Source organism: Catalinimonas alkaloidigena (assembly GCF_029504655.1).
Classification (GTDB): Bacteria; Bacteroidota; Bacteroidia; order Cytophagales; family Cyclobacteriaceae; genus Catalinimonas; species Catalinimonas alkaloidigena.
The window spans coordinates 1,991,053-2,003,146 of the sequence record NZ_JAQFIL010000001.1 but is presented as its reverse complement, the minus strand read 5'-3'; the positions used below and the strand labels follow the sequence as shown (position 1 = coordinate 2,003,146).

General features: G+C 43.0%; 5 protein-coding genes. All 5 read right to left on the bottom strand.

The window, feature by feature from the left end:
- Positions 1–10: 10 nt before the first annotated feature.
- Positions 11–1,678 (bottom strand): sulfatase-like hydrolase/transferase, encoded by a 1,668-nt coding sequence (locus OKW21_RS08365; protein WP_277478962.1) that lies wholly within the window; start codon positions 1,676–1,678, stop codon positions 11–13.
- A gap of 124 nt (positions 1,679–1,802) precedes the next feature.
- Positions 1,803–3,353, bottom strand: coding sequence for a carbohydrate binding domain-containing protein (locus OKW21_RS08360; RefSeq protein WP_277478961.1), 1,551 nt, complete (start codon positions 3,351–3,353; stop codon positions 1,803–1,805).
- A gap of 56 nt (positions 3,354–3,409) precedes the next feature.
- Complete coding sequence (locus OKW21_RS08355) at positions 3,410–5,158, bottom strand: RagB/SusD family nutrient uptake outer membrane protein (RefSeq protein ID WP_277478960.1); 1,749 nt, start codon at positions 5,156–5,158, stop codon at positions 3,410–3,412.
- An 11-nt stretch (positions 5,159–5,169) separates the two neighbouring features.
- Positions 5,170–8,322, bottom strand: a complete 3,153-nt coding sequence (locus tag OKW21_RS08350; protein ID WP_277478959.1) for a SusC/RagA family TonB-linked outer membrane protein — start codon at positions 8,320–8,322, stop codon at positions 5,170–5,172.
- A gap of 268 nt (positions 8,323–8,590) precedes the next feature.
- Entirely contained in the window at positions 8,591–11,968 is a 3,378-nt protein-coding gene (locus OKW21_RS08345; RefSeq protein WP_277478958.1) for a hybrid sensor histidine kinase/response regulator transcription factor, read from the bottom strand.
- Positions 11,969–12,094: the final 126 nt, after the last annotated feature.

Genomic DNA, 12,094 nt, shown 5'->3' with positions numbered 1-12,094 from the left:
GATTATTCATTTATTCTGGTTGAATGCTCAGGCCTCGCTCTGCTTCACTATCAGCGGTATAGCGCAATACTTTCGGGTCGCCTTCTCCTCTGGCCTCTTGTATAGCTCTTTGCCAAATCGCTCTCATACTCTCCAGCTTTTGCTGGTACTGAGGCTGATCTGCCAGATTGGTAGTTTCATCAGGATCCTTAGCGAGGTGAAATAGTTCTTCGTAAACGGGTAGCTCACCCTTCAATGGCGCTTCCACAAAATCACGATAAACCGCAATATCAGGGTCGTGCACTTTGTAGAGCATGCTTGTCATATTTATACCCATTTGTCGGGCAGTCTCAATCTTTTTGTTGGCTGAGAAATTTTTGTTTTCATAATACCGGATGTACTTCCATTCTTTATCCTGAACCGATTCGCAACGGGGGTTGCCAAATTGAGTGGACCAGAGGTTTTCGGTAAAAAGATACTCCCGTACCTTCTGTTTCTCTCCGGTCAGTAGAGGGTAAAGGTCTTTACCCTGAAAACTTTCAGGGATCTGAATGCCGACACGACACATGATACTTGGTGCCAGGTCTATACTTTGGACCAAAGCATCAGATTGATTGACTTTGTTCTTTTGCTTTATAGCAGGATCATAGATAATCATAGGCACATGCGTAGTATACTCGTAGCATAAGGCCTTACCACCCAAACCAAACTGACCCATAAAAAGACCATGGTCAGAGGTAAAAATGATCACAGTATTTTTATCAAGCCCTTCTTCTTTCAATTTCTCCCTTAACTTACCAAGCATACGGTCTATTCCGGTCATGGCCTGAAGCTGCCGTATGTATCTTTCTTTTAAAGTCTCTGGCTTATCAACATAATCGTAACCTTCCTGCCGGTCTTCTGCATGGTGGATTGAGGGAGGGAGTTTAGGAGTATTAATGTCTTCTTTGGCTACATAATGTTTGGGAAGAGCAATATCCACATCACGGTAAAGCGATTTGTAAATTTCATCGTCGCTGTTTCTTTGCTGCATTGTAGAGGTACTGGCTCCATGCGGTAAGTTAAAGCAAACCGACAGCATAAAGGGCTGGTCTTTTGGCCTGGATTCCACAAAACTTAGCGCACCATCCAGCTTTTCTTCATTACTTAAAAAAGCCCCTACTCCTTCGGTAATTATCTCTAGCTGCGTATTGGCTTGTGCGTTTTTAAAAATCTTATGCCTTTCTTTAGGGTAAAAAGACAGATGACCATGACCGGCATACCAGAAATCAAAGCTCTGTTCCATCATGCCACTTTGGTACCCACCTATGCCTATGGGCACATGGTTTTTGCCTATCCAGCCCGTGTAGTATCCGTTTTCACGCATCACCATAGGATAGCTTTTTTGCCAGGCTTCGGGTGACATACTAGTACCGGAATTAAAGTTGATTCCATGCTTACGTTCAAACTGGCTCAACAGAATACTGGCCCGGCTTGGCGTACAGATCGCACTGGTGATATGCGCATTGGAAAATAAGGTACCATCAGCAGCCAATTCATCTAAATTAGGCGTTTGCACAATCGGATTACCAGTACAGCCCATATAGCCGTAAGACTGATCATCTGTTAGTATAAAGACAAAATTTGGGCGATCCTGAGCATGGGTTTTTAGTACAGTAACTAATAAAAGTAAAAGGAACTTAAGAAAGTGGTGGATCATAAGTTAAAGACTGTTTGCTTTATAGTGAGCTGGCTAAATAAGTAGTGAAACAACCCTCTCCAGCTACAGAAGAGGGCTGTATTCATTTTCACTACATAATCAACCCAATCACAATCTAAACTAATTAGGGCCTTACATCCTTTTCGGAGAGGTAGAAGTCGTCAAAGTAATACTCTCCATCCGCCGTAATCTGAATCATCAGGCGACGACCGTCTTCAGCAGCAGCCGGTGCGTATTCTTTGGTTACCGTAACCCATTCACCTCTTGGCTTATCCGCCAGATTATCCCAAAACTGTTTCCAGTTGGGTAGCAGCCATATCCCCATGCTGGCAGCAGTATTACTCTCTGGCATCCAGATTTTATAACGTATTTCGTAGGTTTTGCCAGCTTCCAGACTAAAAAGCGAATTGATACTTTCTATCTTGCCGGCTGCCTGCCCTTCCGATTTAACAATTTTGAGGCTGTACTGACCGCTGGCAGCTTTGTCGGTTGTAAACTCAAAGTCTGCACCATTGTCCCACATGGCTGCCCAGGCTGCACCGCCATCTTCAAATCCGTAGCCGGCAGGTAAGAGGTTTACATCATGCATCACTACCGGCACATCTGAAAATGCCTGTGCCAGACGTTCATCGGTAGATTTAATAGTACCGCCCACATAAGAGACTGTGATACTATCTGAGCGATAAATCTGATCAGATAATTTAATTTCTATAAGTGTAGCATCATCACTATTAAGGCTTACTGAAGATATATTGAAAGCCGCACCATTGACCATTACCGTAAAGTCTGAAGGTTCACCTGCGAAAGGCTGAAACTCTCCATTGTAAGGCACATAAATAGTCTGGTCTTCTCCTTCGTAGATATTGCCATTCAGCACAAAAGGCTTGCTGGAAGGAATCACTTTAATAGGATTAGTGATAGTGAGGCTAGCAAAGCCAGCAGGTATATTCTGTCCTGTACGGCTGGAGTTTAAGGTAGCTTTGTAAACACCCAGTTTCTTGAATACCAGGGTTGCTACAGAATCGCTGCTAGAGGCAATACTCTGTCCGTTTTCTATGTCTCTCACGTTCCAGCTGCGCGTATCCGGGCGCCCTTGTGTGGTGAGATCTGTAAACTCCAGTTCGGTACCTGCCTCTACATAAATGGTATCTTCACTAATCGCTATTTCCGCACCCTCCTGTTTTACAGATGCTAGCGGGGCTATGGTATCATACACATCTATTACAAAGGTAGTATCCAGTACCCAGACTTCACCTGCTTTTTTCGCACTCAGCGTATCTGTACCCCGATAGGCCACAGAATCTTTAAAGGTATTGTACAGCCTTACGGTCTGTAAACCAGTTTTTGAGAAGAGTACATGTACCGTTTTTTCTAACGAGACTGTATCGCCTTCATTCACAATTAGCTTCTGCAATAAGGTATCGGAATTAGATATTGGTCCTTCCAGAAAATAATTTCCAGAAGAAATACTCCAGCTATGGTCAATAGCATTGTAGGATAAGTCTGCAAAGGAGATATAATCGTTTACCCCAATCACAAACTCCTCATTTCTAAACTGGCTGGTGTAGAATGCCACGTCCGAAAAATCGTTAGGCTCTACATATTCTTCTTCCTCACAGCTCATCATCAGAGCCATGAGTAAAGAAGTGAATATGACAAATATAATTTTATGCATAATCGTAATTTTATTCTTGATGATTGTTTGCTAATAAGTGCATAAGCTGCATTTGCTTATTCAATATTAGGGTTAGCGATAGATTCACTATTAGGTATGGGCCAGTAGGCATGCGCTGCCTCCACATAGTTTTGCGCTGCCTGCTGGTAGTCTACCAGCACTTTGGACGTTTCTATGAACTCCTCCTGCAACACAGAGCCCCATCGTGTTTTGGTTGACCCATCTACATCTTCAAATTCATAATTATCTGTGTAGTACTTAAGCTGCGAGAGGTCTTCAAAGCGTTGTTTTGTAATGCCCCATCTTCTCATATCCAAATGGCGGATGGCATTACCTTCTACCGATAGTTCCAGTGGGCGTTCCACATACATTAGGTGATCCATCAGCGATTGCGCATTATAGGTTTTGTTATCATGTGCAGCAGCAGGAAACTCACCAGTACCATCCATACCCAATAACTGAAGAGCCGAGCGATGCCTTACACGGTTGATATAGGTGAGTGCTCCCTCTATATCTGACATACCTTTGATAAGACACTCTGCATACATCAGATATACATCGGCAAGGCGAATGACACGTACGTTTACACCAGATCTTAGGTTGGGCACTATGTCTTTTTCGTTTGTTACGATATCCCAATTGGTATACTTTCGGAAATATGCGGTTTCCTGATTGTTAAAGGCTGTCGCCTGTGCGGTTGTTTTGCCATAATACTCCAGGTCAGGATCATCTACCAAGGCAATTGAGTACGAGGTACGTAGCGAATACTTTCTTAGGCGCGTAGTACCATCTTCGTCAGTTACATAGTTACGTGGATCATTTACATCCAGTGGATCTTCTTTATAGGCCATAATCAGCCAGCTGCTAGGGTAGGCACTTCTCCAGCCACCTACCGGACTAAAACTGAAGTTTAAGGTATTTGAGACCTGATCTTCTGCCCAGGGGCTTACCTCTGCTTTGTAGTTAAGCGAGTAGTTTAACTCTAGAATGGACTCAGTATTAAGTTCGTTCATAGTGGTAAAGTTGTCTCCGATATTCTCTGTAAGTTTATAGCCATACTCAGGGTTTTCAATGACATCTTTAAAGTATTCTGCCGCTTTATTATAATCTTCCGCATAGAGATAGCTTTTACCTAAAACCGCAGCTGCAGAACCAGCGGTAACTCTACCCAGATTCTTGGTTTCTGTCCATTTGGGAGGAAGGTTCTGATAGGCAAACTCAAGGTCCTGTACGAAGAATGTTCTTACCTCTTCTGCGGAGCTCAACTCCTGATAGAACTCAGACTCATCCTGTGGCACAAAATCATAGATGATTACTTCGCCGTTATTGAAAGAGTTGTGCAGGTAAAAGTAAAACAGCCCTCTGAAGAATTTTGCCTGCGCGAGTATAATGTTAGCACGGCTTTTTTGCTCTTCTTCATCAAAGGTGGGCATAAGCGCTTCGGTAGCTTTGATCACCTGATTGGCTCTGAAAATCCCCTTATAGAGTGCATCCCATTTACCATTTGGCGCACCCGATGATGCATTAAAATCCTGAATGTAATAAGGATCAGAAGTATTTGGTCTACCGAATCCTGGCCAGGTCATATCGCTACGATTATATTCAGGCACGATAGAAAGTATATTACCATTTTTAAAGGCGTTGTAGACGCCTATAAGCCCTGCATCCAGATCATCAAGTGTTTTCCAGAAGCTATCCGTAGACATTTCGTTAGGATTGCTTTCTTCCAGAAAATCGGTACAGGAAGATATAGGAAGTGCTATAAACAAGCCAAAAATCAATATTTTATGAAGTAGTGTTCTCATAATACGTGTTGTTAGAAGTCAAATTGTACACCTGCTCTGTATTGCGTGCTGATAGGATAGTTACCCTTATCAATTCCTCGGGTTTGCAGACCGTCATTGCCTACTTCGGGATCAAAACCACCATACTTGCTGATAGTAAGCGGATTTTGCGCTGCCAGGTACACTCTGAATTTTGAAATACCTACTCTTTCGGTAAGGCTGGAAGGTATGTTGTAACCCAGAGATACCGTTCTCAGACGTACAAAAGTGCCATCTTCTATCCAGTAGTCAGTATAGCCACGGTAGTTCTCATGATCTCTGCCCCGAAAAGCTGGAATTTCTGACTCTGGGTTTTGAGGTGACCACTGGTAAAGCAGGTCTTTGTGTGTACCAAATTTGTATGTGTAAGCACGGGTTCCATTAACAATTTCGCCCCCGAAGGCTCCATACCACTGCATGGAAAAATCAAAGTTGCGATAGTTTGCTGTAAAATTTAGCCCTAGCTCAAACTCTGGCATACCACTACCAGCGTACTGTCGGTCATCATTGTTGATAACGCCATCTCCAGCATCTGGTATACCATCTCCATCCGTGTCTACCGTAAGCGCGTCTATATATTTAAGATCACCCATTTTAGCGGTAGGCATCAGTTCCTGATAGGCTGCCAGTTCTTCTTCTGAGCTGATTACTCCATCTGTTTCCAGTACAAAGAATGATCCTGCCTCATATCCTTCTTTCAGCACAGTAATCAGGTCTTCGTTAGGCACGCCATCTACCACTGTACTACCAGAGAGATACGCAGTCTTATTGGCGCCGCTCATTCTGGTAATTTTGTTCTGGTTTTTGGCAAAAGTACCGCCCAGTGTCCAGGAGAATTTTCCGTTATGACGATAGTTGGTAGAAAACTCCATTCCTTTGTTGTTCATGTCACCCACGTTCAGCACCACAGTGGCGTTCTGTCCTGCACCGGTAGAGGGTGGAAGCAGTACCGGAAAGAGCATGTCTCTTTTGTCAGTGTTATAAAAATCCCCAGTAAAGGTCAGTTTGTTTTGTAAGAAGGCGAGGTCAAACCCAAGGTTGGTCTGTACTGTTGTTTCCCACTTTACATTTTCGTTAGCAAAAGCAGTTTGTATAGCTCCCAGTGTCAGTACATCTCCACTCTCTGGTCCAAACACATAATCTCTGGCGAGTGTGATTGTAGCTGCGTTGCTGTAATCCAGGAAGCTTTGATTACCTGTAGTACCATAACTACCTCTGATCTTGAAAGCATTGGCTACATTCTGCAGGGGTGTCCAGAAGTTTTCTTCAGAGATATTCCAGCCTACAGAAACAGAAGGGAAAGTACCCCATCTGTAATTTTCCGAAAACCTGGAAGACCCATCATGACGAGCACTAACACTTAACAGGTAGCGACTTTTATAGTCGTACTGAATACGGCCTAATACCCCTATCAGGGAGTTTACTCTATCCTGATTCCATCCATTTCCTGAGCCTACATTGGGATCCAGCGTAGCTCCGTTGAGCACTACTATATCATTGCTGACCAGGTCAAACTTCTGCGCGAAGAAGGAGCTGAACGCATATCTCTCCATAGAGTACACACCCAGAATTTTCAGCTGATGATCTCCAAATTGCTTATTAAAGTTTAGAGCGTTTTCAAAAGTGAAGCTGTTAGACTCATCACTATAATTATACACCCCAGAACGCTGCGTCATGGGTACCAGATCACCATTACTATCATAGACTTTGAAGAGAGGATTAACCCTTACCCGGGTGTTATCTGTAAAGTTACCGCCTACACGAGCTGTATAGTTGAGGTTTTCATGGATTTTATAAACCGCCTGAAGATTAGCATTTAAATGATGACCGTTGCGAACATCCGATTGCTTTAGTTTAGCAGCCAGATTGCTCAAACCAATAGCCTCGTTACTTCCATTGCCCCCCGCATCTTCTATTGTGCCCATGTCAGGGTCTATAGCCTGCTGAAAAGGATGATATTTGTATGCTTCCAGCAGCAACTGCCACGGCTCATATGCCTGCTCGTCTATTCTGAAACCAAGACCGGTCGTTACATTCCATCTGCCTTTCTCATAATTGGTATTGGCGCGAAGATTGAAACGATCATAGCCGGAGTTGATAAGCAAACCCTCCTGACTGAAGTAGCTGGCTACCACATTGTAGTTGAGCCCCTCTTTACCCCCGCTAATGCTCAAACTATGATTCTGAATAGGTGCATCATTATTTTGCAATACATTCGTGAGGTCTGTACGGTTAGAAAGTCCGGTAGGGGTATTCTCTAGCGGAGTCCAGGTATTACCAAAGTTTGTTCCGTTATTATGGTAAGCGTTTAAAAAGCGTACGTATAAATCTTCTTCAAAATTTAGCAGGGGAACACCAGATGTAATCCGCTGCACGCCATAATAGCTGTCTACGCTGATATTCATAAGTCCAGGACGACCTCTCTTAGTCGTAATCAGGATAACGCCACCTGAACCACGCGTACCGTAAACCGCCGCCGATGCTGCATCTTTAAGTACATCTATAGACTCAATCTCGTTGATACTCAGATTGGGGTCGCCACTGTAAGGGATACCATCTACTACATAGAGGGGAGAGCTGCTTCCGGTCACTGAGCTCAAACCCCTGATCAGGATATTGGCTGACGAGCCGGGCTGACCTGAACTGGCCTGAACATTTACTCCAGCGATTTGTCCCTGAAGGGCTGCACCTACATCTGAGGTAGCCGTTTTATTAAGTGTTTCCGCATCTACCTGACCTACAGCACCGGTCACTTCTTTTTTCTTCTGGGTACCGTAGCCTACTACCACTACTTCACTTAAAGACTGAATGTCTGGCGAAAGTGAAACGTTGACAGTACTTTGGGCTTCTACTGTCACCTCTTCTGAAGCGTATCCTACTGAGCTAAATACCAGTATGGCATCTGATCCGCTTACTTCTATTTTGTAGTTTCCGTCTATATCTGTAACCGTACCTTTGGAAGTGCCCTTGATGAGCACGTTCACGCCCGGCAGCGTCTCCCCTTCGTCCAGTGATTTTACCTGACCGGAAACGGTTCTGCTTTGTGCGTAAGCATCATGTGATGATTGTACCCACATCAGCAGCACTACAGCTATGATTACCTTTAGCCACTTTAGGGTGCAAAGTTTGCGTAGTTTTTTTCTCATAATACTGAAAAGTTTTTAAGTTGTTGCATCTTACTACTGCACATGGCGCCTGGAAAAATCCCGGTAGCCTTATCAAATGTGTATCATTACTTGCAATCAGAATATCACAAATGTTTATAAATAGGAGACATATGTTTAAAGTGCCTTTAGAGACTTTCAAGGCATACATTTAGCTTCACTTAGGTGAGTCATATCAAAAAAACCCATCCGTGGCATACATCAGATGGGTAGGTGTGAGTGAGAAATTATGAAATTCTGAGTACAAGTATTATTCTACTTCTTCACTGTTTAGGTGTCTTTTAACATATTCGCTGGGTATAACACCAAACTGTTTCCTAAAACATTTTGAGAAATAGGAAGCTGTACTAAAACCAGTGTAAGACATCACTTCTTTTACTGACATCTCACTTTTTTCTAAAAGCTGAACGGCACGTTTCAGGCGGATGGTACGTATAAACTCACTGCACGACTGCCCGGTAACGGCTTTCATTTTCAGGTGCAGCTTACTTCTACTCATGCCCAGCTCTTTTACCAATTGCTCAACATTAAATTCGGGGTCTTCCATGTTTTCTTCCACCAGGCTTATCGCACTCTTTAAGAAGGTTTCATCGGCCGGTGTAACTGTAACTTCAGAAGGCTGTATCAGTACTTCCCTGGTAAATTTTTTCTTTAATTCTTCTCTTCCTCTTACCAGGTTGGCTACAGTTATCTGTAACTTTTCCATATTAAAGGGTTTGGCAATGTACAGGTCTGCGCCATTTCTTAAACCTTGTATCTCATTGTCTTCAGTATTTTTGGCGGTAAGCAGAATGACAGGAATGTGACTGGTAGCCGTTTCTGATTTTAGTGTCTGGCACATTTCTATTCCATTCATTTCAGGCATCATAACATCTGCCACAACAATATCCGGATGAGAATTACGCGCTTTTTCTAAGCCTAGCAGTCCATTCTCTGCTTCCAGAATGTTAAACTCATCGGCAAAGCTCTGCCTTACAAACCTTCTGATATCAGCATGATCATCTACGATAAGCAGAGTGAGTAGCTTTTTCTTGTGCTTACTCTCTTCCCTCCGGGTCTCATCTTCTATATCAATCCAGGCTTCTACTGGCAGATTTGCCTGAACTTCTACATCATTATGAAGAAAATCACTTTTATGGAAAGCTGATTTCCCTAAAGGAAGCAAAATTTTGAAGCAGCTACCCTGTCCGCATTGTGTATGGAAAGATATTTTTCCCTGGTGAAGCTCAACCAGACTTTTTACAAATGACAAGCCGATACCACTACCCTCATGTTTAGCTTTTTCGCGTCCGTGCACCTGATAAAACCTTTCAAAGATATGTTTTACCTGATCGTCAGGAATACCGCTACCACTATCCTTTACCTCTATCGCATAATAGCCCAGATTAGATTTAAAGGAGGGTTCCTCCCTGTATAGCTTAACTTCTACCTTCCCCCCTTCCGGTGTAAATTTAAATGCGTTTGAAAGCAGGTTATACAGCATTTTCTCTACTTTATCAGTATCTACCCAGGCTTCAATCTCCTCCCTGGCCTGGTTAACGGAATAGTCAATATTTTTCCTTTGTGCTATAAACTGGAAGGGTTCCGTAATCTCTCCTAATACTGTATTCACACTTTCTTTTTGCAGCTTGAGTTTCATTTTGCCCTGGTCCAGCTTTCTGAAATCCATCAGCTGATTAACCAGACGAAGAAGAAATTTGGCATTTTTTTGCATCAGTGTATAATGCCTCTGCTGATCCTCTTTGCTAACACTATGGTTATCTTTTAGCAGATACTCCAGAGGGCCAAGAATCAGCGTAAGCGGTGTGCGAAATTCATGAGAAATATTGGTGAAAAAGCGCATCTTCATCTGGTGTAGCTCTTCTGTCTTTTCTTTTTCCAGATGCTCCAGCTCCAGCTGATGTTTTTCTTTAATGCCTATCAGGGTATATTTTCGGATGAACAGTATGACGGTAACAAACAGAATGGCGTAAATGATATAAGCCCACCAGCTCAGCCAAAATGGTGGAGCAATTCTAATTTTAAGTGTAAGTGGTGTTATGTTCCAGACGCCATCATTATTGGCGGCTTTCACCTTGAGTACATACTCTCCGTGCTTCAGGTTAGTGTAAGAGGCAAAACGTCTACTTGAGTTAGTATAGGTCCAGTCTTCGTCAAAGCCTTCCAGTTTGTAAGCAAATTGATTTTTGGTAGGCGCAGCAAAGTGCAAAGCTGAAAACTCAAAAGAGATATTGTTCTCCGCATGTTTGAGGTTAAGTTCAGTACTTTTAGATATCGTTTTATCCAGGATAACTCTTCCATTCATTTCATCCCCCGGCAAAATACTTCGGTTAAAAATACGAAAGTCAGTAATGGCCAGCTGGGGTAGATAAGGGTTGTCGGTGATACTATCAGGATAGAAGGCATTGAAGCCATTTACTCCTCCAAATAGCATTTGTCCATCTTTTCTTTTGAATGAGGCCAGCTCACTAAACTCATTGCTTTGCAGACCATCGCTAACATCATAATTTTTAAATGTCTCCTGCCGGGGATCAAAGTGGCTTAGCCCCTTATTGGTAGCAATCCACAACTTACCCGATTCATCCTCCAGTATACTTTTGATCACATTATTGGGTAAACCATCCTTTTCGCGGTACACCTTAAAATGAACATTACCGTCCGAGCTTTTGATAAGCTTGTTGAGTCCGCCTCCAAAAGTACCTATCCAAAGGTCTCCATTTTTACTTTCGTGTATACTCAGTATATAATTATGGCTAAGGCCTGGGGTCTGGCTATTTACATCGCGGTAATTGATAAAGTCAGGCTGCCGGGCATCCAGTTCATTTTCTCTTATCATGCTTAGCCCATTGGCAGTACCTATCCAAAGGTTACCTTGAGCATCCTGCTCAAGCGAACGAATGATGTTATTAGCAAGGCTGTTTTGCTTACCACTCCTATGACGGAAATGGCTGAGGCGGTAGTCCCCAGCTTCATCCTGATCCAAACGGTACAAGCCTCCATTGTAAGTGCCTACCCATAGAGAACCTGTATGATCATGATGTATGGCAAAAACTGAGTTTTTAATGCCCAACTTTTTTCCAAAATCAATATCAAGAATCTGACTTCTTCCTTTACGGCTGAGTCTGCTCAGATTGTTACCTTCTGAGCCAAACCAGATGGTGCTTTGTTCTTTTTCAATATCAGTTTCGGCAATAGCAAATACATTGCTTACCGTATTGATATGTTTAAACTGATTATAGTCGGGGCTTTGCCCGGCTGCTGCCAGGTAGTTTACTCCTCCGCCTTCTGTACCAATCCAGAGGTTGCCTCTGCTGTCTTCAAATATTGAGCGAATCTTATTATAACTCAGACTGCCAGAATTGAGGTTTTTACTGAAATGCAAAAAGTCTTTTTTAGAAGGATTAAGCTTATCTACGCCTCCCCCGTTAGTACCAATCCAGATGATACCCGATTTGTCTTTGTAAAGGCAACGAACATTATTTTTGCTCAGGCTTCCCGGACGGGTAATATCATTGGCATAATGGCCGTCAATTTTATGGATGTCATTCTCCGCATCATAAGTCAGATTGTAAACGCCATGAGCATTTCCACCCCACATTTCGCCATAATTTCCTTCAATGAGAGTCACAAAACTTTCTTCAGTAACAAGTTTAAATCGGCCATTATTATCCTGCGTATCCAGGGTATACAGGCCGTTTGCGGTACTTACCAGCAGTTTACTATTTTTGCCCTGCTGTATAGATTTTACACCTGA

Coding starts and splice junctions, on each gene's coding strand:
- OKW21_RS08365 (WP_277478962.1), bottom strand. CDS start 1,678: ATGATCCACCACTTTCTTAAGTTCCTTTTACTTTTATTAGTTACTGTA.
- OKW21_RS08360 (WP_277478961.1), bottom strand. CDS start 3,353: ATGCATAAAATTATATTTGTCATATTCACTTCTTTACTCATGGCTCTG.
- OKW21_RS08355 (WP_277478960.1), bottom strand. CDS start 5,158: ATGAGAACACTACTTCATAAAATATTGATTTTTGGCTTGTTTATAGCA.
- OKW21_RS08350 (WP_277478959.1), bottom strand. CDS start 8,322: ATGAGAAAAAAACTACGCAAACTTTGCACCCTAAAGTGGCTAAAGGTA.